Below are 24,441 nucleotides of genomic sequence, written 5' to 3'. Positions count from 1 at the left end.
AGGAAGGAGCGGCGTGAGTTATAAAGAAATCAATGTCACCCATACACGGGCGGAGCAGGAAGCCTGGAAAAACGTGCTGAAAAAGCCGCTCCCTGAAAGAGACGGTTATGTAAAGGACGAGCATACGTTGTCCTTGCCGCGTCTCGCCGCCCGGGTCCTTGGCACTCCGCATGATGCAACCGATTATTTTATTTATTTACATGAATTATACGAAACAGACGGCATGCATATTTTAAGTGAAACACTCAATCGTCATATTGAGCCGGAGCATTTTCAGGCGTTGCAGCGTATTCATTTGATTAACCAAGAAGAAAAGGGATTGTCCGTGAATCGCTTTGTGGCTTTTTTAGATGGTGAACAGCTGATTGTACGCCATCCAAACCCTGTGATGAACCGGCATATCCGACTTTCATTGATCAAGGTGTTTGAGCATTTCAAGCAGCTGCATGAAGGTGGATTTCAGCATCCCGATTTCCGCCGGGTTCTGCTGGATGTCGTGAAGTTTTCAAATAATCATCTAGGTCCATGGCTGAAGGAAGTCAATATAGAAGAAAAAATGCCGGCTGTCATTTGGTATGGAGAGGCGAATAAAAGTCAGCTTTATTTTCTTTACTATGTCATGCTGATTGGCTGTGATGTTGTGCTATTTCATCCAGAAGGCGAGGATTCGTTCCGCGAATTAGATCCAGAAGAAAAGCTGACTTTTATTGATCAGTACCCGGGAACTTCAAAGCTTGAGCCGTTCCCAACTGAAAAGCCTGAGAGGAAATCAACGGTGGCGTACCGCTCGACAAGAGAGCTTGAAGAGGTGCTTCACACGGAAGATTCAATGCTGTATAAGCCGTGGCAATTCAGAGATCATACTCCTCATTCCATTACGCTCAAGACAACGTATGATGAACTGTTTTTAATTGCAAAGGAACGATCCTTTATCCGTCCGAATTTCAAAGCAGACCGGGACACGATACAGATTCCGAATCTTTTTGCGAAAATGATGGGTGTCACACGAGACAAACGTGAATACTGGGATCGTATCCATACGTTAATGGAAGGGAAAGAAACGAAGACCATTCGCCATTTTCCTTTTACGAAAGAAGTGACATCGAATTATCAATTTCATTATCAGCATGCACTTTCTTCTACTGGCGAGATTGATCCTGGATTATTAATGAAAAGCAATGTGTGGCAGTTTTCTCATCTATATGAGGGCACGCAGCGTGCGATAGCAGAGGCGATATCTCGAATCTGTCAGCATCCGAAGCTATTAAAAGAAGGCAATGAGACCGAATTAGATGTCCGCATTTATTTATTCAAACAGGTTCTGCATATGAGTCAGGACCTCGTTGAACTGATTCAAACCTTTGATTATGCACAAACCGTACCGAAAGTGATTTTATACCATACGGAATATAATGGTGAGCTGACTCGCTCTGATGCGGCCGCCCTGATTTTCCTAAATGAAATGGGTGTGGATCTCTTCGTATATCATCCGGCGGGATATCAGTGTATCGAACGGTATATCGATGACCAATTATTTGATACCCATTGGCTTGATGAGATGGTCATGAACCAGGAGTTTAAAGAGCCGTCCATCGTTAGAAAGTTATTTCAATCCATTAAAAACCGATAAGGAGATCAAAGCTTATGACAAATACAAACGGAAATGACATCATTTCAATTGATAAAGAGGAAATCACGATTGAGAAAGCAGACGATATTCGCGTTCAGCTTCGAAATGAGCCAGAAGTGCAAAATATTGCGAGACAGATCGATGCGAAAAATCAGCTGGAATTGCTTGAATACGGAAAACAGCCGGCCGTTGAAATCTCTAAGTTCTCTGATCGTATCCTTTCAATGATGCGTTCAACAAGCGTCACTGACTCAGGAACAATGCTGACGCAGCTTGGCAAGATTATGGATCGCTTTGATAAAAATGATTTTGACGAACCGAAGGGTGGTTTGCTGTCAAAAATCTTTAAGCGCGGCGGCAGCATGATCGAAAAGATTTTTAGTAAATATCAAACCCTCGGTGCAGAAATTGAAAAAATTAATGTAGAAATTAGTAAATATAAAGATGAAATGACCAAATCGACTGTGACGCTTGAAGAAATGTATGAGCATAACATTCAATACTACATGGAGCTTGAAAAGTATGTCGTAGCTGGTCAAATGAAAATCGAAGAATTAAAGCAATTGGTTCCTTCATATGAAGAAAAAGCAGCTAGTGGAAACCAGCTGGCACAAATGGAGCTTGATACGCTTCGTAATGGCATTCAAGCGCTTGAAGAGCGTGTATATGATCTTGATATGGCGCGAATGGTGGCGCTTCAAACAGCACCGCAAATCCGTCTGCTTCAGCGTGGGAATACGAAATTAATCGGTAAAATCAACTCTGCCTTCATCATCACGATTCCAATTTTCAAAAATGGGATCATTCAAGCTGTTACAGCGAAGAGACAAAAGCTTGTGGCTGATTCTATGAGTGAGCTGGATAGAAGAACAAATGAAATGCTGAAACGAAATGCTGAAAATATTTCAAGTCAAAGTGTGGAGATTGCCAAATTATCTGGCCGTCCAAGCATCGACATTGAAACGATCGAATCTTCCTTTAATACAATTGTACAAGGGATGAAAGAGACGAAACAGATCGAAGAAGAGAACAAGCGATTACGCGAAGATGGAACAAAACGTATGCTTGAGCTTCAAGATAATATTAAGCGGGCTGCCCTGGAATCCTAAAAAACAAGCTGTCTGTAACTAAAGTTGCAGGCAGTTTTTTTATGAATTTAATTTAAATTTGAGAAAAAAGGTTTTTATGTGACCTTTTTCGGGTAAATCCTGTTCAGGGGAATGGTTCGCCCATGATTCAAAAAATCTGCTATGACGAGGATTCGGCTTATTTTTTAGCACAATTAGGAATTTCCAGTAAAATATTGTCTGATGAGAGGAAATACCCCGTAAAATATGTAGTTTATGAAGCATTCTATAGGATTTACGAGTAATACGGCGTATAAACTCTAATGACCAGACCTCTATATGGAATTCATACATATTGTGGGGAAATAAGCGAATTCTAAAGATTGTTCGCATCATAACGCTTATGTTACGGTTATAAAGATGCTAATTTGGAGGGAAAATATGAATTCTGAAGAGAGAAATATCAAAATCAAGATAAATAATGTATCTAAAATTTTCGGTAAAAATGCTAAAAAAGCATCTCAAATGCTTGAAAAAGGGAAAACAAAAAGAGAAATCCTAAAAGAGACCGGCGCAACTGTTGGTGTCAATCGAGCAAATTTTGATGTGTATGACGGCGAGATATTTGTCATCATGGGGCTATCAGGGAGCGGAAAGTCCACACTTGTGCGGCTGCTAAACAGGTTAATCGAACCAACCTCCGGAGAAATATTTATTGATGGGGATATGATAACAAATATGTCAAAGGATCAATTGCGTGAAGTGAGACGGAAAAAGATCAGCATGGTTTTCCAAAACTTCGCATTGTTCCCGCATCGTACAATTCTTGAGAACACGGAGTACGGACTTGAATTGCAAGGTGTAGAAAAAGAAGAGCGCCGCGCAAAAGCGCTTGAATCTTTAAAGCTTGTTGGACTTGAAGGCTTTGAAGAGCAATACCCAAATCAATTAAGTGGTGGTATGCAGCAGCGTGTTGGATTGGCACGTGCGTTAGCGAATGACCCTGACATTTTATTAATGGATGAAGCATTCAGCGCACTAGATCCATTAATTCGTAAAGATATGCAGGATGAATTGCTTGAGCTTCATACATCTGTAGGAAAAACGATCATTTTCATTACCCATGATTTAGATGAGGCGCTTCGTATTGGTGACCGCATTGTACTCATGAAGGACGGAAATATCGTTCAAATCGGAACACCAGAAGAAATTCTGATGAACCCATCGAATGAATATGTTGAACGCTTCGTTGAAGATGTTGACCTTTCTAAAGTATTAACCGCTGGTCATATTATGAAACGTGCAGAAACAGTTCAGATCGATAAAGGGGCACGTGTTGCACTCACGCTCATGAAAAACCTTGGGATTTCGTCTATTTATGCAGTAGATAAGAAAAAGCATTTATTAGGTGTCATTTCTGCCCAAGCAGCGAAAAAGGCAGCAGAAACGGGAGCGTCACTTGAAACTGTTCTTGATAAAGAATTTACGACAGTGTTGGAATCTACGTATTTGACAGAGATCTTTGATGCGGTATCTGATGCGAACATTCCGATTGCCGTTGTCGATGAGAAAAACAGAATGAAGGGCATTGTGGTCAGAGGTGCATTGATTGGTGCATTATCAGGAAATGATGAGTATATCAACATGTCTTCTAACAAGCTAGAGGAAATTAAAGCACAAGAGCCTTCTGCACAGGAGGTAGAATAAGATGTTTAGTATGAGTGATTTACCTAGAATTCCGTTCGCGGAATATATCGATCAATTTGTTGACTGGTTAACATTAACGTTTGGTGGTTTCTTTGATGGCATCACAAATGGATTATCAGGAACAGTAAATGGGATTGTGGCAGCACTTGGCGTCATTCCATCCATTATTTTAACCCTTATCTTTGCCGGCATTGCTTGGTGGATCAGTACAAGAGGAGTTGCTCTTTTCACACTTATTGGATTTTTACTGATCGACTATTTAGGCTACTGGCATCCAATGCTTCAAACACTTGCGCTCGTTTTGACCGCTGTGGTCATTTCCATCGTGATCGGGGTTCCGATCGGTATTTGGGCATCACAGAAGGAAACAGTGCGTAAAATTGTGACACCTATTTTAGATTTAATGCAGACAATGCCTGCATTCGTTTATCTATTACCAGCGATCTTCTTCTTTAACATTGGGGTTGTTCCTGGGGTTGTGGCATCGGTTATTTTCTCCATGCCGCCAACGATTCGTATGACCATTCTAGGTATTAAACAAGTACCAGCTGATTTAATTGAAGCAACCGAAGCATTTGGTTCAACGACATTCCAGCGTTTATTCAAAGTTCAGCTTCCGCTCGCAACAAAAACCATCTTAGCTGGTATTAACCAAAGTATCATGCTGGCTCTATCAATGGTCGTGATTGCGGCAATGGTAGGTGCACCAGGACTTGGTTCAGAAGTATATAGTGCGGTAACGCAGCTGAAAACAGGTATTGGTTTTGAAGCAGGTATTGCCATTGTTATTGTGGCGATTACACTTGACCGTATTACCCAAAACATTAAAACGAAAAAATCCAGGGGGAATGCTTAATGTGGAAAAAGTCTCTCTACATTGGGATGACCGCCCTGCTTGTCTTTTTACTAGCCGCTTGCGGTGCTCAGACAGATTCTAATGCGAGTGCAGCACAGCAGGTGAATAAAACCATTATCGGAATCGATCCTGGTTCAGGGATTATGGCACTGACAGATCAAGCGAAAAAGGATTACGGCTTAGAGGATTGGACGGTTGTGTCTGCATCAAGTGCAGCGATGACTGCAACGCTTAAAAAATCTTACGACCGTAAAAAGCCAATCATCATCACTGGCTGGAATCCACACTGGATGTTTTCCCGCTATGATTTAAAATATTTAGAGGATCCAAAAAAATCTTATGGTGAAGCGGAAGAAATTCATACCATTTCACGTAAAGGATTTGCGAAGGATCAGCCGGAAGCAGCCAAAATGCTTAGTCAGTTTAAATGGTCTCAAGATGACATGGGCGAAGTCATGATTGATATCCAAGATGGCGTGAAACCACAGGATGCCGCCATAAAATATGTAAAAAAACATAAAGACCAAGTGGCGAAATGGACAAAAGGCGTGAAAAAGTCGAATGGTGACAAAGTCAATCTTGCCTACGTTGCCTGGGATAGTGAGATTGCAAGTACCAATGTCGCAGCAGAAGTATTGCGTGAACTCGGGTTTAAAGTGACGTTGACTCAGGTTGAAGCAGGTCCAATGTGGACAGCAATTGCAACCGGAAGTGCGGATGCATCATTATCCGCTTGGCTGCCAAATACGCATAAAACGTATGCAGCGAAGTTTAAAGGAAAATATGATGACCTTGGTACAAGTATGAAAGGTCTTCGAATGGGTCTCGTTGTTCCGACTTATATGAAAAACGTCAACTCGATCGAAGATTTGAAAAAATAGCCAATTGTATAACAGTTCCCTTATAATAGAAGGGAGCATATGGAAAAAGCAGTCTGCTCAATAAGCGGCTGCTTTTTCTTATACATAAGGATGGTGGATGAGTTGTCGATGGTGGAAAAACCGATGATGATTTTCCTGCACGGCGGAGGCGTAAGCAGTTGGATGTGGCAGGAGCATATGGAAACTTTCAAGGAAACGTACGAATGCTATTCTCCTGATTTTATTGGTCACGGGACAAGAGCAAAAGAAACGTCGTTTTCCATGCGAGAAAGTGCCCTTGAAGTGATTTCATGGATGAAGGAGCATGCACATGGCCGAACGGTTATTCTGATTGGTTTCTCTCTAGGGGCACAGGTAGCCGTTGATGTGTTAGCGAGAGAGCCAGACATCGCAGACATCGCCGTCATCAATAGCGCCCTTGTGTTGCCATTACCATATCTCTATTTGATGGTAAGGCCCATTTTACCTCTTACATATCCGTTATTAAAGAAAGATTGGTTTATCCAGCTGCAAGCAGAAAAGATGGGACTTCCTAACGATGTACTGGGTCATTATGCGTCAGATTCGAAACAATTGCAAAAGAAGACTCTGCTTACGATGTTTCAAGAAAACCTTCATTACAAGCTCCCTGACACATTTCAACAAGCAAAGGCACGCATTCTTGTCACAGTGGGAGAAAAAGAAAAAGGCATCATGAAACGGTCAGCAAAAAAAATAACAAATTCACATCCGAAGGCAACAGGTGTCGTCGTTCCCGGTATTGGACATACATTTACTTTTGAGAAAAAAGAACTTTTTACAGAGATGATCAAAAGCTTTATAGAGGCACGTGCATTACCAGTGGAATTAAAGGAAATCCAGTAGCCGCGCTAATTAATATTTGAAGATGAGCATAAAAGGGGCGGTGGTCTCTTAGAATCTGTATGATATAGGTATAAAACGCTTTCAGTTTGTGAGCCATAGAAGGAGGAGCTATGAGTAAAAACTATATCATATTCGGGGCAAGTCAAGGATTAGGAGATGCTTTTGTAAAGGGTCTTCCTTCAAGTGGAGATACAGTTTGGATTGTGTCGCGAAGTGAACCAAGCAGCTTGAGCATAGATGACGGTGTACATAGAATTTGGCTGAAAATCGACTTATCTAGCCAAACGCATATCCCTTATATGCTCGAAGCACTGGAGAACAAGACGATTGATGTACTCATCTATAACGTCGGTTTATGGGAAAAACGAGGCTTTGAAGACGATTATTCCTTTGATCACGATCAGCCAGAGGATATTGCACATCTGATCAATGTGAATATCACCTCAACCATTACGTACATCCAGGCACTGCTTCCGCACGTAAGGAAATCGGAGAATGGAAAAATCATCGTCATTGGCTCAACGGCGGGACTCGATCATACAAACCTGCCGCAGGTCTCGTTTGTTGCATCTAAATTTGGCCTGCGCGGAATTGTGAATGCGCTGAGAGAGCATGTGAGAAAAGATAAAATATCTGTCACCTGTATCAATCCAGGAGAGCTGGCGGCGGAGGTCCCGTATGAAGATGGAGCCGAAAAGGCCATCACTCTATATGATGAAACGAGAATCCCTGTCCAGGATATTGTGGAGCTTGCGAGATGTGTGATTCATTTATCTAGGGTATCTTGCGTGAAAGAAATCAATGTTCCAGCTATGACAGATCTGAATGCATAATATAAAGCAGACCACCCGCCATGAAGAGAAGGCGGGTGGCTTTTTATTTTATGATGAATGTTGCTGGAGTGTTTGATAGACAGCCTCAGTCAAAATTTCAATGCCAGTAAAGATTGCAGAACGGTCGAAGGTCATATACGGATGATGAAGACCGGGCTTTAAATCACAGCCTAATCCGAGCATCGTGGATTTGATATGCGGAAGCTTTGCCGCATAAAAGTGAAAGTCCTCTCCACCTGTTGTGACGATCGGGGGATCAAGCTGCTCTTTGCCTAAAACCTGCTCAATCGCATGAGACATGAACTGGACAGCTTCCTCATTTAAGGTGGCGGCAGGCAGACGATGGTCTGTTGAAAGTGTAATGGAAGCGCCAAAGGCATCCGCTACAGAATGAACGGCTCTTTCAATTTCTTTTTCTAGTTCATCCATCACTTCGTTTGTTTGCGCCCGTACATCTAATGTAAAAGAAGCTTTGCCTGGGATGATGTTTGAGCTGCCCCCGCCAGCATGTAGATTGGTCATTTTGACAGAATGCGCGACTCTTGGATCGACATGGATATGCGCGAGTCTCTGCACAAGGGTAGAAGCCACTTCTATTACGTTGACGCCAAGGTGTGGACGTGCACCGTGCGCTTCCTCGCCAATAATGGTGCCGACATAATGATTACTTGATCCGTGCAAAATAGCAGGAGCGCAGCGTCCGTTTAATGTTTCTTGAATTGGGCGCACATGTACGCCATATAAGTAATCGACATCTGCCAGCACACCTTTTTCAATCATTTTCAGCGCACCGCCGCCTCTTTCCTCGGCAGGCTGAAAGATGAAACGGATCGTGCCATTCGGGCGTTCTTTTTCCTTTAATGCTATGAAGGTGCCAAGAGCCATTGTCATGTGTGCATCGTGGCCACATGAATGATTGGCTTGAAACTCACCATCTACTTCCTGCCAAAGTGCATCAATATCGGCTCTCACAGCGACCACTGGTGCGCCTTCTCCAATTTCACCGATCACCCCTGTACAGTCGTCAAATGTTTGAGTTTTGCAGCCCAATTTTTTCAATCTATTTTCAATATAAGCGGTCGTTTCTGTTTCTTCCCAGCTTATTTCTGGGTGGGCATGCAAGTGTTCAAAGATGTCTGTCACGGTTTGTTTCATTTCGTTTGTCAAAGTTGTCATGAGAAGCCTCCTTGCTGGCAGATAATCTGCCAAAACGTTATTTTAGTGAAATAATATTGCTCTTAAATATCAACAGTGTTTATAATATAACACATCATTTGATTATTCTGAAAATTAAGTGAAATTCCGATCGGGACAAAGGGGTTTTGACACATGAAAACTGCGACAGTATCAGCACCAGAGAAACAAAAACGAAAACTTCAAATGCCGGATGCGTATGTTCTCTTATTTATGATTGCACTGATTTGTACGATAGCAACGTATTTTGTACCAGCGGGTGAGTTTGACCGAAAGACATCTGGGGAGATCACAACAGCCGTTCCTGGCAGCTATCACCGTATTGATCAATCACCGGTGAGTCCAGTTGGCTTTTTTACAGCGATACAAGAAGGAATGGTAGGGTCCTCTTCTATTATTTTTCTGATTCTATTTACGGGCGGAACCATTGCCATTTTAGAGAAGACAGGTGCTATTAACGGGATGATTCACCATGTCATCAGCCGATTTCAAACGAAGCAATTATTGTTTATTTGTATTGTTGGGGGATTATTTTCAGTCCTTGGAACGACCGGAATTGTCGTGAACTCTGTCATTGGGTTTATTCCAATCGGCATCATTGTAGCACGATCCTTGAAATGGGATGCTGTAGCAGGAGCGGCTGTCATATACATCGGCTGTTATGCAGGGTTTAACGCAACGATTTTATCCCCATCTCCATTAGGTTTATCACAAACGATTGCAGAGCTGCCGATCTTTTCTGGTATTGGCCTGCGTGTCATTATTTATCTTTGTTTTCTTATTTCTAGTATTGTGTACATCTATTTATATACAAGACGTCTGAAGAATAAAGAAAAGGGAAGCATTCTAGGCGATCAATGGTTTCCTGCTAAGGGGCTTGGCGGAGCCGATGCGGAATCTGTGGACAAGCCTGCATTTACTGGCAGACATAAGCTGATTTTAGCGGTGTGCGGATTGTCACTTGGAGGTTTCTTATATGGCGCACTTCAGCTAGGCTGGACCGATAAGGAAATGGCGGGTGTGTTCATTTTTATGGCTATCGCTGCTGGACTGCTTGGAGGATTAGCAGCCAATGATATTGCCAAAACGTTTATTATTGGGTGCCAAAGCCTTGTATACGGCGCACTTATTGTTGGGATGGCACGCTGTATTTCGGTCATTTTAGAAAACGGAAAGCTACTTGATACAGTGGTTAATGGCTTGGCAAGTATGCTGACAGGCTTTAGTCCAATCGCTGGTGCGATCGGGATGTATATTGCGAGTGCGCTTCTTCACTTTTTGATTTCATCAGGGTCAGGTGAAGCCGTTGTCTTTATCCCAATTCTTGCGCCGCTGGCTGATTTAATGGGCATCACAAGACAGGTAGCTGTAGAAGCGGTAATGCTTGGCGAAGGGGTGGTCAACTGTATCAATCCGACTTCTGGTGTGTTGATGGCTGTGCTTGCTGCAAGTGGTATTCCTTATGTAAAGTGGCTGCGTTTTATGGTGCCGCTTGCCCTCATTTGGTTTGTCATCGGTCTTGTGTTTATTTGTATCGGGGTCATGATCAACTGGGGACCTTATTAATCATGTATGAAGCTGCCGAAGAGCGTTTGGCAGCTTTTTTCTTGTGGAAATATGTATGAAGCCAGCGCTTTGAAAGCACAATAAATGTTCACAAATTCGCTACATATATTTTTTGAGCAACCCCCTTGCAAAAGTTTGTGAAGTGTTGCACAATATGTATGTGAAATACTTCACATAACAAAAACAGCCTAGTTTTACTCAGGAGGATGAGATAAATGACAAACGAAAAAGTAAACAAAGTAGCCCTTATTGGAGCAGGTTTCGTCGGCAGCAGTTATGCCTTTACATTAATAAATCAAGCGATCACAGATGAATTGGTTGTCATCGATTTGAATCAAGACAAAGCAATGGGTGACGTGATGGATTTAAATCACGGAAAAGCATTTGCCCCGCATCCTGTGAATACATGGTATGGAGATTATGAGGATTGTAAGGATGCAGATATCGTCTGTATCTGTGCTGGTGCAAATCAAAAGCCAGGTGAAACAAGACTTGACCTTGTTGAGAAAAATTTAAATATATTTAAAGGCATTGTAGAAAACGTAATGAAAAGTGGATTTGATGGCATTTTCTTAGTTGCTACAAACCCAGTGGATATTTTGACATATGCGACTTGGAAATTCAGTGGTCTTCCAAAAGAACGAGTGATTGGCAGTGGTACGACGCTTGATACGGCAAGATTTAGATACATGCTCAGTGAGTACTTTGAAGCAGCGGCACACAACGTGCATGCGTACATTATTGGAGAGCATGGAGATACAGAGCTTGCTGTTTGGAGTCATGCGAATATCGGAAGTGTACCAATTACAGAATTAATGAAGAGAAATGATCAATACAAACAAGAAGACTTAGATGAAATCATGGAAAATGTCCGTCATGCGGCTTACCAAATCATTGAGAAAAAAGGCGCCACTTATTACGGTGTAGCAATGAGTTTAGCCCGTATTACAAGAGCGATTCTGCACAATGAAAACAGCATTCTAACTGTCAGCACTTACTTAGATGGAGAGTACGGAGCAGAAGATGTCTACATTGGTGTACCTGCCCTTGTGAATCGAAATGGCGCAACAGAAGTGATGGAGCTTGCACTGAACGATACGGAGAAAGAAAAATTTGCACACAGTGTGAATGTGTTAAAAGAGATTTTGGCTCCTCATTTTTAATCAATCAAAAGCAACCTATCTGAGCAGAAAAGGATGAATCACTATGTGGCAGCAAATATATGATCCGTTTGGTAATGAATTCGTCAGTGCATTGGTGGCAATGCTCCCAATCTTGTTTTTCCTTCTTGCATTAACCGTTTTTAAGCTAAAAGGTGTTTTAGCCGCTTGTTTTACCTTAATCGTCAGTTTTGTAACAGCTGTTTTCTTCTTTCATATGCCAGTTGAAAAGGCATTATCTGCTGTGCTGCTCGGTATATCTAATGGACTGTGGCCAATTGGATATATCGTCATCATGGCGGTATGGCTCTATAAAATTGCTGTGAAATCTGGTAAGTTCGATGTCATTCGTTCTAGTATTGCAGGAATCTCTCAAGATCAACGTCTTCAGCTCTTATTAATTGGTTTTAGCTTTAATGCATTTTTAGAGGGAGCTGCTGGGTTTGGTGTACCGATTGCGATCAGTGCCGCTCTCTTAACAGAGCTTGGGTTTAAACCGCTGAAAGCTGCGATGCTCTGCTTAATTGCCAATGCTGCATCTGGCGCATTTGGTGCTGTGGGCATCCCAGTGATTACAGGGGCGCAAATGGGCAATATGACGCCGCTTGCGTTATCTCAAACCCTTGTATATACGATCCCGTTTATTTCATTCTGTATTCCGTTTCTCCTTATTCTGATTGTAGATGGCTTCAAAGGAATCAAAGAAACTCTGCCAGCCTTGCTTGTTGTGAGTGGAACCTATGCCATTTTGCAAGCTGTCACAATGGTGACGATGGGTCCTGAGCTTGCCAATATTATTTCTGCATTAGCAAGTATGGGGATTTTGGCTTTATTTCTTCGGAAATGGCAGCCAAAACACATTTATCGAGAAGAAGGAGCGCCAGATATTGAACAGAAACAAACGTATCGCGGTGTTGAAATACTGAAAGCATGGTCTCCGTTCTATATTTTAACTGCTGTTATTACAGTATGGAGTCTGCCAGCATTTAAAGCATTGTTTGCTGTAGGAGGACCGCTTAACTGGACGACCATTATAGTGAAAATGCCGTTTTTACATCAGCAAATTGTGAAATTACCACCAATTGCACAAACAGAAACACCTATTGATGCGATCTTTAAAATTGATGTCATCAGTGCAACGGGTACTGCCATTCTGATTGCGGTCATGCTGACAGGGCTGTTTAGCAGACATATTACATTAACAGAAGGCGCTGTCTGCTTAAAAGCAGCGGTGAAAGAGCTTTGGATTCCTGTTCTGACTATTTGTTTTGTCATGGGCTTTGCCAACCTGGCGAACTTTGCTGGACTAAGTTCAGCCATTGGACTTGCTCTTGCCAAAACAGGCGATTTGTTCCCGCTTGTCAGCCCGGTGCTTGGCTGGATCGGCGTGTTTATTACGGGGTCTGTTGTGAGTAACAACGCCTTATTCGGTAACCTTCAAGCGGTCACTGCTTCTCAAATCGGCTCACAGGCAGGTTTGTTAATTGGGGCGAATACGACCGGTGGTGTGATGGCGAAATTAATTTCTCCACAATCTATCGCTATCGCTACAGCAGCTGTTGGAGAAACAGGGAAAGAATCTGAGCTCTTCAAAAAGACCGTGAAGTACAGTTTCATCCTGCTCGGTATTGTATGTATATGGACATTCATTCTTGCTCAATTTGTATAGGTTGATAGATTAGAAAAGACTGAGATCTCTCTCAGTCTCAGCGTGTAGACAAACCCTCGCATTCGGTGTCAGGTCTGCGCTCCGGTGCTCACGAATGTCAAATTCGCTCCGCTCCGCTGCTCGTCCTTCCTAGACTGCAAAGGTTTTCTATCACGCTGAAAAGAAGACAAAGGGCTAAAATCAAAATCATTTTAGCCCTTTGTCAACAATCTGAAAGACTGAGATTTCTCTCAGTCTTTTTCTTTATGTAGATTCTCTTGTCACGAGCCGGGTAGGCAGCTGGATATGTTCGCGCTGTAATGGTTTTTGGTCTTGCAGGAGGGCGATCATTTGCTGTACAGACCGCTGGCCAAGCTCTACGATCGGTATGTCAATCGTGGTGATCGTTGGAGCTGTCACCTCACATATGTCTTGGTTGTCATAGCCGATGACCGCTAGATCCTCGGGGATTTGATAGCCATATGAAATGGCCTGTTTAATGAGCCCTGCTGCGACTTGATCATTGCCGGTGAAAATGGCATCAGGCGCATTGTTCATGTGATGGATGACATCCATTAAGCGAAAGCCGTCTTCAATGGTAAAGGCCTCTCCAAACAGCCAATCATCTTGCAGCGGCAAACCGTGAGCAGAGAGTGCATCAAGATAGCCCTGTTTCCTTTGTTTCTGCGCTTCACTGCTTTCTGTATCAAAGCAAAATCCAATCGCTTTTCGCCCCGACCGAATCAAGTAGTCGACCGCTTTATAGGCGGCTTCCCGTTCATCGTATCCGATAATCGGGATGTTTGCTGTTTGATGATATTCATTTGCCATGACAATGGGGCCGTTTGTTAAATATGGCTCGATCTTTTCCCACTGATTTTCTAATGCCCCCAATATGACCCCATCGACTTCTTTTCTTTTCAATAATTGAAGCCCTTCAAGCTCTAATGCTTGTTGATAAAACGTCTGAAGCACGATGGCTTTATATCCTTGATCCAGGGCTTCCTTTGAAATGCCTTTAATCAATTGTGCAAAAAAAGGATGGTCCACAGCTGGAACAGACACAGCAATGGTTTTTGTCTGATGTGACCTTAGTGTGCGGGCTGCTGAACTCGGTGTATATTCCATTTCTTTCATCACCTGTAAAATGAGCTGCCGCTTTTCTTCTGACACATATGGGTGATGGTTTAGCACTCTGGAAACGGTGGTGGTTGAAACCCCGCAGCGTTTGGCAATTTCATAAATTGTACACATATTAACAAATCCTTTACACAAAGTTATTGTTCTGAAATCGATAACATCATTTACAATGTGAAACAAGTTAAATATTAACAAAAGGAATTGATTAATTGGAGGGAATGGAATGCAAATATTGACGAAGATATCAGGTAAAAGCAAGGATTATCTTCCTTTGCTGGATATGATCAATCAAGGTGTTCAAGTAAAGGCTGATTCAGTTGAAAAGCATCTAGCAAATGAAAAGCTGGTGACGTTCCTTGAGCAAGATATAGAGCGCACAGGTTTGGAAAAAATTCTCTTCCATTATAAACAAAATAAGGAAAAAAAGATACCGTTTCTGCCAGTTGACAAACTGATTTCAGAGGATGAAATCGATGATATTATGCTGGTGCTGAAGGAAGTATTGAGCTCTGGCCGTTTTACTTCAGGGCCATATATTCCGACGTTTGAAAAGGCGATTGCTGAGTACTTAGGGAAAAAATATGTCATTGCCACGTCAAGTGGAACAGATGCATTGATGATCAGTCTCATATCAGCAGGCGTCCATCCAGGAGACGAAGTGATTTTGCCAGCCAATAGCTTTGCTGCAACAGAAAATGCAGTGCTTGCCATTGGGGCTGTTCCGGTGTATGCCGATATCGATCCAGAAACCTACTGCTTGGCACCGAGTGAAATTGAGAAGCATATCACAGATAAAACGGTAGCCATACTACCGGTTCATTTATATGGAAAGCAAGCAGATATGAAGGTGATTTCGGCGATTGCGAAACAGCATGGGTTGAAAATCATTGAAGATGGCTGTCAAGCGATTGGCAGCAGCGGACTTGGTGCTTATGGAGATGGACTTGTTCTCAGCTTTAATCCATACAAAAACCTTGGGGTCTGCGGAAAGGCAGGAGCCATCGCTACAAATGATGAGGCACTAGCGGAAAAATGCATGGAGATCAGCTATCACGGATTTGAAGCTGGAAAGAAAAATGTCAAACGCAGTGACTACGGCTTTAATTCCAAAATTGATAATTTGCAGGCAGCGATCGGACTCGAACGAATGAAGTATCTAGGATTGCAAAACTTTAAACGTTTTTACTTAGCAAAGCGATACATTGATCAGCTGCAAACGCTTGAGGATGAAGGATATATGAAGCTTCCGAAGCTGACGGATGATCATGTATGGCATCTATTCCCGATCCGAGTACTGAAGGGAGACCGAGATGAACTGGCAGCGAAATTGTTGGAAATGGGCATAGAGACTGATGTCTATTACCCGATTCTATCGCATCAGCATCAAACAAATCTTGTTTCTCAAAAATATAGACAAACGACACTTCCACACACGGAAAAAGCAGCGCAGCAATTACTTCACTTGCCGCTTTATCCAGGAATGCCGCTGCAAGATCAGGAGAAGGTCATCGAGGGGGTTCAACATGTTATCAAGTCTTCCATTCAATAAAAAACTGCTGAATCAGCCGAAGAATCCGCAGTGGATCGTCTTCTGTGACTTTGATGAAACCTATTATTCTCACGGAATGACAGAGGAACAGAGAGAGGATATCAAGCGGCTGGAAGCCTTTGTAGCAGAAAAGAGTGAAGCGGGACAGCTCTTGCTGGGCTGGGTGACGGGAAGCAGTCTCGATTCTGTCACGAGCAAAATGAAAAAAGGCGGTTTTCATCAATTCCCGCATTTCATTGCGTCGAACTTAGGGACTGAGATTGTATATACGTCAGATGCTCATTTTGGACAGACAGATGCAGAGTGGATGAAGCGGCTGGATGCGCAGGGCTTTTCAGATGAAAAAATCGAAGACATCCTGGAAACCATCCGAGAAAAGGGAATTTCCCTTAGACCGCAAACGCAGCTGGGCAGCTCAGGGTATAAGAAGAATTTCTATTATCAGGAGCAGGATGAGCGGACGGATCTTCATCATCTATCATTTATCCAAACACTTGCTAAAGAGCGAGGCGTGGCAGTCAACATCAACAAATGCAACCCGCTTGCAGGAGATCCTGCGGATTGCTATGATGTCGATTTTTTACCAGTCGGAACAGGGAAGGATGAAATTGTCCGTTTTATGCTGAACCAATATGATTTATCGAAAGATCAAGGCTTTGCCTTTGGTGATAGCGGGAACGATTTGCGGATGCTTCAATCCGTCACGCACGGTTTCCTTGTCCAAAATGCGACAGCCGAAGCCAAACGGCACCATCACCAAATTTGTCATCATGGGTATGCAAAAGGAATCTATGAAACACTGAAAACAGTGATGTATAAACATGAGGAGGCACATTCATGAAGAAAATTGGAATTGTTGGAGCAGGGAATATTGCAAAAGCACATGCAAGAGCATTATCAACGATCAAAGGTGCAGAATTATCCGGTGTCTATGATTTGCACGAGTCAGTTGCACAGGGATTCATTAAACAGTACGGCGGACGTGTGTATTCAAGTATTGAGACACTGGCAGATGCATCTGATGGGTTGATCATTGCTTCTCCTAATTTTTGTCACAAGGACCATGCCCTTCAATCGCTAAGAGCAGGACAGCCGATTTTATGTGAAAAACCGATGGCTGTGTCGCTGAAGGAAGCGAAGGAAATGGTGGAGACAGCCAAACAGTTCCAAGTTCAAGCCAGTATGGGCTTTAACTATCGTTATTTATCCTTTGTGAATATATTGAAGAACTTGATTGCTAACGGTGAATTAGGCCGCATTTTAACCGTCAGAACTCATTTTAAGAAAAACAGTGCCCTTAGAAGAAAGACATTTTCATGGAGAGACAGCGGAGAAAGTCTGCGTACGAGCGGTGCATTAGGGGATCTTGGTATTCATTTGATTGATATGCTGTGGTACTTATTTGGCAGTGAAATGAAGAAAGAATCACTTAATACCAAGATGCTGACACACGTAAAGGAAAAAGAAGATAAAAAGGTTCAGGTGGATGATCATACCGAAATTTTCGGACAGATGGAAAATCAAGTGTTCTTTCATTTGGTGACATCCAAAAGCACGCAGCCTGAAGAATGTGGATTTAGTGTAGAAGTCGTTGGTCATGACAAGGTATTCAAATACCATACAAACATGAAAAACGAATATGAGATCAGTGATGGATTGTGTGTGGAACGTCATCAAATGCCGCAAACCTTGCTGACAGATCCGCCAAATGAATTTTACGGATGGTCCGATACATTCCGCGATCAGCTGATGCATTGGGTGAATACAGATCCATACCCATCTCATATGAAGGTCGCTGATTTTGAAGATGGGTATCGCGCACAGGCTGCGCTCAATACATGCTTTGAGAGGGAAGAGGCAGTTGTCTCTGCCCAGGCATATTAAAGAGGTGGAGCGGAGGATGTGATGACTCCGCTCCTTTTTAGAGGAAGTGAAAAGATGAAAAAGGTATTTTATTTTGGCTGTGTCTTTTATTTTTTTATTGGGACCATTCATGTGTTTTTTGGCAGCTTAACGCCTTATTTGCTGTCGAGTTACGATAAGGGTCCCGGGGAATTATCATCTTTAATTTTTTTTCAGTTTATTGGTTTTTTGACAGGTGTTCTGTTATCCCCCATTCTAGTGAGAAAAAAAGGCTATGGCGCTGTGCTGACGATGGGTCTTTTGCTGATGATCGGCTCACTTCTGCTGGGGCTGTTGGTGCCGGGCTGGACAACGCTTGTGCTGGCAGGTTTTTTTCTTGGGAGCGGCGCTGGCAGTCTTGAGACAACAGCCGGTGCGTATGTCATTTCGATGGCTAATAGTGCAAAGCGAATCAGTATTATGGAGGTCTTTTTTGGATTAGGTGCGCTGTTATTTCCGCTAGTGATTCTGCTGACTGTCACAGAACAGACATGGCAGTATGTGTTTTTATTTCAGGTGGGTGCGCTGACATTTTTCCTCATGCTCTGGCTGGTTTTTATGAACAAACTGCCTCATGGACAGATGGATGCTCCCTCCACAGGGGGGACGCGGAAACCGTCTTTACTTGTTGATCGAAACAATCGAATGATCGTGGTCATTATGATTTGCTTTGCCTTTTTCTACGCAGGAATTGAAACGAACTTTGCGAACTTTTTGCCGTCGATCATGCTGGAAAAAGGGGGAGAAAATTGGGGCCTCTTTGCGGTCTCTACTTTCTGGACAGCGATCGTCATCGGCAGAACCGTGATTGCGAGAAAAGCTGATCAGCTGCATCCGCTGCGTTTTTTAAAGCTAAGCGCATCACTTATGATTCTGCTGCTTGTGATATTCGCTCTGACAACCCACATCGCCGCGCAGCTGATCCTCATCTTTTTCATCGGCCTTTGCGCAGCTGGCATGTTCCCAATCGCACTGACAGCATCTGCCTTAATGATTGAAAATGCCATCGATGAGGCGACGAGTTATTTTATTGCAGCCGCGAGCTTAGGCGGAGCCTGCTTGTCCTTTTTGATTGGATTTAGTTTGGAATGGGCAGGAGCGGCAAGTGCCGTCTTTGTCTTTGCCTTCTTAGCTGTTCTTCTGTTTGCAGCTGCAATTCAAATGAATCGTTCTAAGAAAAAAGAAACGGTACACGCGCAGCAGTCGGCACTGAAAGCAGACCGCTAAGCGAATGACCCTACGGCTAGTCCACCTGAAATGATGACAAAGGACTTGTACTAAAACGCAGAAAGTTTGAATAACATGTACAAGTCAGCATCAAAAGGAGGACGTCTATGTGGCGGTGTTTTTTGGTTATATCTTTTTAGGGTTGTCACTTTCAGCGCCTGTTGGGCCAGTCAATGCAGCCCAAATCGACAGAGGGATTAAAAGTGGATTTTGGCATGCGTGGATTTTTGGTGTGGGGGCTATGGCTGCGGATATTGTCTATATGCTTCTCATCTATTTTGGTGTCGCCCAGCTTTTGACTGCACCTCTTGTCAAAACCTTTTTGTGGCTGTTCGGCTTTTTCGTTTTGACCTATACCGGCATTGAAAGTCTGCGTAAAATCAATTTGCAAGAGAGTCCGAAAAAGGACAGCGAAAACACATCAATTGGCAAATCGTTCATGACTGGATTTTTTATTTCTCTATCTAATCCGCTCAGTATTTTGTTTTGGCTTGGCATCTATGGCAGCATCTTAGCCAATACGATCGAAAAGTATGGAGCTTCCCAAATGCTCATGTACAGTTTGGCTATTTTTATCGGCATGCTGATCTGGGATTTCAGCATGGCGCTGCTTGCTAGTTCGTTCAGGCGTTATTTAAGTGAACGTGTTTTACATGGCTTATCCGTTCTTGCAGGTTTATCTTTACTTGGTTTCGGCGCCTATTTTGGGTATCAAGGAATTATGGCGTTGATTGGGTAGAAAAAAGACTGACATATTAAGTCTTTTTTGTAAGAATTGACAGAAATAACACATTCTTGAATAATGATGGAATAGAAAATGGTTTGAAGGAGCTTCTGCTATGCGTATGCTTTTGCCAGTATTCAACTATGTGTGTATGTTGATTTTATCAGTCATCACAGCAACGTTCGTTTATACGTTTTTATTCATGCCGCCTGAAGTGGGCTTTAGTTATGTGGAGATGACCAGTCTGTTCATTTTGCTCGCTTATGTCATTTTTGCTGCACCGATTCAGCTTGTTTTACACCGGCATCCTAAAAGGTTTCGAAGCCGTGACTTATTGATTTATTTTGTTGCGGCATGGGTGGTTTGTTCGGCTTTGGCTTTATGGATTGATTATGGGCTTGTTGTGTTCATCAGCTATAAAGTCTATCTGTTTAGCTTCTGCGCAGCCCTTATTTATTGGGTGCTGGATTCCGTCTTTTTGATGAAGAATCGATCGTAGGTATGACGGAAAGGCTCTCTATTAATTTACACTAGTCTGATCATACATAATAGAATAAAAGAAACAAATACCTGCTCAATTTGAAGGGAAACCCCATCTTGTCATGCGCTAGGAAAGTCTTGGAAGGACAGTCACAACAGCTATTTGCACCTCATAGGCTATGGAGAAGACGCTAAAACGAGGTGGAAGGAAATGGCCCAGCTGTATGCAAAAAGTTGCCTTGATCAAAATCTACGATCACTAGAAGAATGGAAGCAGGATGCTTTCACACAATTTGGCGAGATGGTAGGAGATGAAGCAGATACATTCCCTTGTGTACCCGGAAGACAGGGATTTTTTCTCGATCATTTACGCTATGGGTTTGTCGGTGACCCTAGGAAAGAGGAAGAAGTTGATGAATTAGCCCAGCTGCTGAAAGAATATCAAGGCTGTGCGAAAGAAACCGGTCAATATGCTTCATTTATTTGTTTTTTTGAAACACCGCAGGATTTAAAGGAAAGCTCGCTTGAAGAGTTTGAGCAGCAGTTTTGGTCGCTGCTTCAACGGCTGCATCAAAAAGATGAAGAACCGTGGCCTGAGGAGATTCCGCTAGATACTCATCATCATGAGTGGGAGTATTGCTTCCATGGTGAAGCGTATTTTATTTTGTGTTCCACACCTGCTCACAAACTCAGAAAAAGCCGCCACTTCCCTTATCTCTTGATGGCGTTTCAGCCTAGATGGGTGTTTGAGAAATTGAATGGGTCGACAAAGTTTGGACAAAAAATGAGCCAGCTCGTTCGCAAGCGGCTCAAAGCATATGATGAGGTCAGTGTTCATCCATCATTAAAATGGTACGGTGACCCGGCCAATCATGAATGGAAGCAATACTTTCTCCCTGATGAAGAGGCGGAGAAACCAGCCTCCGCCAAATGTCCATTTACTGCATTAAAAAACATGATGAAATTATGATGCGGTCTGATCCTGCTTCCACTTTTTCCTCATAAATAGCACCATGATGGCAATCACTGCAATGATCCCAAGGCTGATAAAAAAGCCAGGTCGTCCGCTTGCCTCTGTTAATGTGCCTGAAACGGCGGCTCCAATTAAGAGCAGCGCAAGAATCATTTCGCACGTTTGGCGAGTGGATGGCTTAGATAACTTTTTACTTGAGAACAGAATAAAGATCCATGTGTACAGCAGGGTAAGACCAGCTGCTGTTGTGAGATGCTCGTATATGTGTTTGGACAAAAAGAGTGCAAGCAGAATCGAGACAATTAAGCCAGCAGCAGTTAAGATAATCGAAGACCATCTTACATGAGATGGATCTTTTTGTTTAAAGCAAGCAGGTGCATCTTGATGCTCTGACATCGTGCCGAGCAGTGTTGTGACCGCATAGAGAGAGGCAACCAATGTCGAAAAACCGGCAATGATGAAAATACCATTAAAGATATGAAGAAAGATCGATAAATGAAACGGCTCTAATGAAGTAATAAATGGACTGCTGTTCTCATTAAAGGCTGTCACTGGGACAAGCAAGAGAGCAAGTCCGATCGAGACGATATAGATGACCGCTAGAATGATCAGCATGACACGTCCAGCCTTTGCCGCATCCTTCGGGTCCTTTAAATGAACCGCCATCAGACCCATGACTTCAATTCCCCCAAATGCATAAAACGCATAAATCAATCCATTCCAAAGACCAAGCGGACCAAGAGGCATCCATTCGTGATCTTTGTTAGGCAGATGCAGGGTCGGTTTATGTTCTGTCAAAATGCCGAATAACACAAGCACCGCAAGAATCATAAACAGAAAAATCGCCGCTGTCTTCAGTACCGCAAGAACATTTTCTGTCTTTTGAAAAGAAGAAAGCCCTATGATAATGACGAGCAGGGCAAGAGCGGAATAAATCGCAGAAAACACCCAAAGCGGGACAGAAGGAAACCAGTGGCGGGTAAATAGAGAAATGGCTGTTAACTGACTTCCGGTAATCAGCATTTCTGCAAACCAATACACCCAGCCATTGCTAAACCCTGCCCAGCGTCCGTATGCTTTACGAGCATAGGAACAAAACGACCCTTTATCAGGGTTATCGGCTGTCATCGCAGCTAAATGTTTAAAAACGAGATACGTTCCGACCGCAGCAAGCAAAAAGGAAATGCAGACGGAATAACCGGACTTTGTAATGGCGATGCTGGAGCCAAGGAAGAACCCAGTGCCAATTGTACAGCCGACTCCGATGAGAGAAAGCTGCCACCAAGATAAAGATTGTTCTTCTTTCAATGCAAGTGCAACACCTTTCTGTTTCAATGACATTAGCTTGTGACCGCCTCTTTTTTTTATACATGATCAAGGGGATATTTTGGGCATACTGTCATGGAAAGGAGTGCATGTGATGAACGGAGAATACGTCATTTTACCGAAGGGTAGACACGGCTTTCGTTTAGGAAAAGGCCAATGTATGCGAGTGGTTGATGTCGAAGGCCAGCAAGTAGCAGATGTGATGGCCTATCATGAAAAGGATTTTTATGAAAAATTTGACCAAGGTGCGACGATGGACAGCCTATTTTCATCCAAAGTGAAAAAAGGCGATAAGCTCTATTCTAATTTATATAAACCGATGTTTACGATCATTGAAGATACAGTGGAGTGCCATGATTTATACATGCCCGCCTGCCGGCAAGAGATGTATCAGCTTTTATACGGCCGGACGCACTTAGAGGTCATGCATACATGCTACGACAATTTGCGGACTGCTTTTGAGCCCTTTGGAATTCCAAAGGAGGATATGTACTATCCTTTTAATGCCTTTATGAATACAGTCATTGATGAAAAAGGAAAGCTGTCTGTGGAGCTGCCAAAATCGATGCCCGGTGACTACATTCGCCTGAGGGCTGAAATGGATCTCATTGTGGCCGTGTCTGCATGCCCTGCTGATATTGGGAAGTGTAATGGATCAAGCTGTACATCCATACGGGTAGAAATCGATTAATAAAGAAAAGGACCAGTCCATAAAGACGTGGTCTTTTTCACTTGTGAATGTTTGATCATCTAAGAAATAGGGGAACGTCTAACAAAATGCTCTTGATGAAAACATGGTATAATGAAGATTCAAAAAACGTTGTTAAATCAATGGATTGTGAGTAAAACCTGTTCTCTTCATGTAGAGGATGCTTAGGAGGAAAAGTGTATGAGTTTGCAGAAAAAGATCAGCCAAGAGTTGCATGTGCAGCCCTCAATTGACCCAAAGCAGGAGATCGAAAAACGGGTTGGATTTCTAAAGGAATACTTGAAAAAAACCGGGGCAAAAGGATTCGTTCTCGGCATTAGCGGCGGGCAGGATTCAACGCTTGCCGGACGTCTTGCACAGCTTGCTGTCAGTGAGCTTCGTCAGGAAGGAAAAGAGGATGCTGTCTTTATTGCGGTACGCCTTCCGCACGGTGTGCAGCAGGATGAAGATGATGCACAGCTCGCTCTATCATTTATTCAGCCAGACAAATCGTGGAAATATGATATTGCACCTGCCGTATCAGCATTCAGTGATCAATATCAAAAGGAAACGGGCGGACCATTGTCTGACTTTAATAAAGGGAATGTCAAAGCACGTATGAGAATGATCGCGCAATATGCTGTCGGTGGTGAGGAAGGATTGCTTGTCATCGGTACAGATCATGCAGCTGAAGCAGTAACCGGCTTCTTTACGAAGTATGGTGACGGCGGTGCAGATGTTCTTCCGCTCACAGGTCTGACAAAACGCCAAGGCCGGGCGCTACTCGAAGCGCTAGAAGCACCGGAACGCTTGTATTTAAAGAAACCAACAGCCGATCTGCTGGATGACAAACCTCAGCAAACGGATGAAACAGAACTCGGTATTACGTACAGTGAAATTGATGATTACTTAGAAGGAAAACCAGTGTCAGATCAAGCAGCAGAAGCGATTGAAAAGCGCTATGTTCAATCAGAACATAAACGCCAAGTACCCGCTTCCATGTTTGATGACTGGTGGAAATAAAAA

General features: G+C 43.0%; 22 protein-coding genes. 19 read left to right on the top strand and 3 right to left on the bottom strand.

Going from position 1 to position 24,441, the window contains the following annotated elements; genetic code table 11:
* The first annotated feature begins 13 nt into the window (after positions 1 to 13).
* The 7 genes from MHI60_RS05705 to MHI60_RS05675 all read left to right on the top strand — a co-directional run bounded on the left by MHI60_RS05705 (position 14) and on the right by MHI60_RS05675 (position 7,838).
* Positions 14 to 1,630: a YceG family protein gene (locus tag MHI60_RS05705; protein WP_144485954.1), complete on the top strand. Its 1,617-nt coding sequence runs from the start codon at positions 14 to 16 to the stop codon at positions 1,628 to 1,630.
* Between the two features lie 14 nt (positions 1,631 to 1,644).
* The gene (locus MHI60_RS05700) at positions 1,645 to 2,739 is read left to right on the top strand and encodes a toxic anion resistance protein (RefSeq protein WP_034283225.1); all 1,095 of its coding nucleotides are present in this window, start codon (positions 1,645 to 1,647) and stop codon (positions 2,737 to 2,739) included.
* A gap of 399 nt (positions 2,740 to 3,138) precedes the next feature.
* Positions 3,139 to 4,404 (top strand): glycine/proline betaine ABC transporter ATP-binding protein OpuAA, encoded by a 1,266-nt coding sequence (gene opuAA, locus MHI60_RS05695; RefSeq protein WP_144485952.1) that lies wholly within the window; start codon positions 3,139 to 3,141, stop codon positions 4,402 to 4,404.
* A gap of 10 nt (positions 4,405 to 4,414) precedes the next feature.
* Positions 4,415 to 5,260, top strand: a complete 846-nt coding sequence (opuAB, locus tag MHI60_RS05690) for a glycine/proline betaine ABC transporter permease subunit OpuAB (protein ID WP_056766792.1) — start codon at positions 4,415 to 4,417, stop codon at positions 5,258 to 5,260.
* Positions 5,260 to 6,141 carry a glycine betaine ABC transporter substrate-binding protein gene (locus MHI60_RS05685; protein ID WP_144472804.1) on the top strand — a complete coding sequence of 294 codons (882 nt, stop codon included), beginning with the start codon at positions 5,260 to 5,262 and terminating at the stop codon, positions 6,139 to 6,141. Before opuAB ends, MHI60_RS05685 begins: the two co-directional genes overlap by 1 nt.
* A 39-nt stretch (positions 6,142 to 6,180) precedes the next feature.
* Complete coding sequence (locus tag MHI60_RS05680) at positions 6,181 to 7,005, top strand: alpha/beta hydrolase (RefSeq protein WP_095407665.1); 825 nt, start codon at positions 6,181 to 6,183, stop codon at positions 7,003 to 7,005.
* 110 nt (positions 7,006 to 7,115) lie between these two features.
* Positions 7,116 to 7,838, top strand: a complete 723-nt coding sequence (locus MHI60_RS05675) for an SDR family oxidoreductase (RefSeq protein WP_095407666.1) — start codon at positions 7,116 to 7,118, stop codon at positions 7,836 to 7,838.
* Positions 7,839 to 7,886: 48 nt separating this feature from the next.
* Here MHI60_RS05675 and MHI60_RS05670 read toward each other — a convergent pair whose 3' ends face one another.
* Positions 7,887 to 9,014, bottom strand: coding sequence for a M20 peptidase aminoacylase family protein (locus MHI60_RS05670; protein ID WP_144485950.1), 1,128 nt, complete (start codon positions 9,012 to 9,014; stop codon positions 7,887 to 7,889).
* A 153-nt stretch (positions 9,015 to 9,167) separates the two neighbouring features.
* Between MHI60_RS05670 and MHI60_RS05665 the strand changes: the two genes are divergently transcribed.
* The 3 genes from MHI60_RS05665 to MHI60_RS05655 all read left to right on the top strand — a co-directional run bounded on the left by MHI60_RS05665 (position 9,168) and on the right by MHI60_RS05655 (position 13,427).
* Positions 9,168 to 10,598: a YfcC family protein gene (locus tag MHI60_RS05665; RefSeq protein WP_024424344.1), complete on the top strand. Its 1,431-nt coding sequence runs from the start codon at positions 9,168 to 9,170 to the stop codon at positions 10,596 to 10,598.
* Positions 10,599 to 10,813: 215 nt separating this feature from the next.
* Entirely contained in the window at positions 10,814 to 11,761 is a 948-nt protein-coding gene (locus MHI60_RS05660; protein WP_025092786.1) for an L-lactate dehydrogenase, read from the top strand.
* Positions 11,762 to 11,804: 43 nt separating this feature from the next.
* The gene (locus MHI60_RS05655) at positions 11,805 to 13,427 is read left to right on the top strand and encodes an L-lactate permease (RefSeq protein WP_095407669.1); all 1,623 of its coding nucleotides are present in this window, start codon (positions 11,805 to 11,807) and stop codon (positions 13,425 to 13,427) included.
* A 243-nt stretch (positions 13,428 to 13,670) separates the two neighbouring features.
* Here MHI60_RS05655 and MHI60_RS05650 read toward each other — a convergent pair whose 3' ends face one another.
* Complete coding sequence (locus MHI60_RS05650) at positions 13,671 to 14,660, bottom strand: LacI family DNA-binding transcriptional regulator (RefSeq protein WP_144485948.1); 990 nt, start codon at positions 14,658 to 14,660, stop codon at positions 13,671 to 13,673.
* Between the two features lie 109 nt (positions 14,661 to 14,769).
* Between MHI60_RS05650 and MHI60_RS05645 the strand changes: the two genes are divergently transcribed.
* The 7 genes from MHI60_RS05645 (at position 14,770) to MHI60_RS05615 (ending at position 21,398) form a co-directional block, all read left to right on the top strand.
* A complete protein-coding gene (locus tag MHI60_RS05645) occupies positions 14,770 to 16,095 on the top strand; it encodes a DegT/DnrJ/EryC1/StrS family aminotransferase (protein ID WP_144485946.1) in 1,326 nt (441 codons plus the stop codon).
* Positions 16,070 to 16,936 carry an HAD-IIB family hydrolase gene (locus MHI60_RS05640; protein ID WP_144485944.1) on the top strand — a complete coding sequence of 289 codons (867 nt, stop codon included), beginning with the start codon at positions 16,070 to 16,072 and terminating at the stop codon, positions 16,934 to 16,936. Before MHI60_RS05645 ends, MHI60_RS05640 begins: the two co-directional genes overlap by 26 nt.
* Complete coding sequence (locus tag MHI60_RS05635) at positions 16,933 to 17,979, top strand: Gfo/Idh/MocA family oxidoreductase (protein WP_144485942.1); 1,047 nt, start codon at positions 16,933 to 16,935, stop codon at positions 17,977 to 17,979. Before MHI60_RS05640 ends, MHI60_RS05635 begins: the two co-directional genes overlap by 4 nt.
* A 54-nt stretch (positions 17,980 to 18,033) precedes the next feature.
* The gene (locus MHI60_RS05630; protein ID WP_144485939.1) at positions 18,034 to 19,224 is read left to right on the top strand and encodes an MFS transporter; all 1,191 of its coding nucleotides are present in this window, start codon (positions 18,034 to 18,036) and stop codon (positions 19,222 to 19,224) included.
* Between the two features lie 109 nt (positions 19,225 to 19,333).
* Positions 19,334 to 19,963, top strand: a complete 630-nt coding sequence (locus MHI60_RS05625; protein WP_144472820.1) for a LysE family translocator — start codon at positions 19,334 to 19,336, stop codon at positions 19,961 to 19,963.
* Between the two features lie 100 nt (positions 19,964 to 20,063).
* Positions 20,064 to 20,447, top strand: coding sequence for a UPF0715 family protein (locus MHI60_RS05620; RefSeq protein WP_186437341.1), 384 nt, complete (start codon positions 20,064 to 20,066; stop codon positions 20,445 to 20,447).
* A 192-nt stretch (positions 20,448 to 20,639) separates the two neighbouring features.
* Positions 20,640 to 21,398: a YqcI/YcgG family protein gene (locus tag MHI60_RS05615; RefSeq protein ID WP_144485938.1), complete on the top strand. Its 759-nt coding sequence runs from the start codon at positions 20,640 to 20,642 to the stop codon at positions 21,396 to 21,398.
* On the opposite strand, the gene MHI60_RS05610 is transcribed toward MHI60_RS05615, so the two are convergent.
* Positions 21,393 to 22,742: an amino acid permease gene (locus MHI60_RS05610; protein ID WP_046313762.1), complete on the bottom strand. Its 1,350-nt coding sequence runs from the start codon at positions 22,740 to 22,742 to the stop codon at positions 21,393 to 21,395. The genes MHI60_RS05615 and MHI60_RS05610 overlap by 6 nt on opposite strands.
* A 79-nt stretch (positions 22,743 to 22,821) precedes the next feature.
* On the opposite strand from MHI60_RS05610, the gene MHI60_RS05605 reads away from it, so the two are divergent.
* Together MHI60_RS05605 and nadE are read left to right on the top strand one after the other, a co-directional pair.
* Positions 22,822 to 23,418, top strand: a complete 597-nt coding sequence (locus MHI60_RS05605; RefSeq protein WP_048238148.1) for an urea carboxylase-associated family protein — start codon at positions 22,822 to 22,824, stop codon at positions 23,416 to 23,418.
* Between the two features lie 198 nt (positions 23,419 to 23,616).
* Positions 23,617 to 24,438: an ammonia-dependent NAD(+) synthetase gene (nadE, locus tag MHI60_RS05600; RefSeq protein ID WP_024427249.1), complete on the top strand. Its 822-nt coding sequence runs from the start codon at positions 23,617 to 23,619 to the stop codon at positions 24,436 to 24,438.
* Positions 24,439 to 24,441 lie beyond the last annotated feature (3 nt).

Origin of the sequence: Bacillus sp. FSL K6-3200, from assembly GCF_038630485.1 — a bacterium.
GTDB lineage: Bacteria > Bacillota > Bacilli > Bacillales > Bacillaceae > Bacillus > Bacillus safensis.
This window is presented reverse-complemented; position numbering and strand designations above follow the sequence as displayed.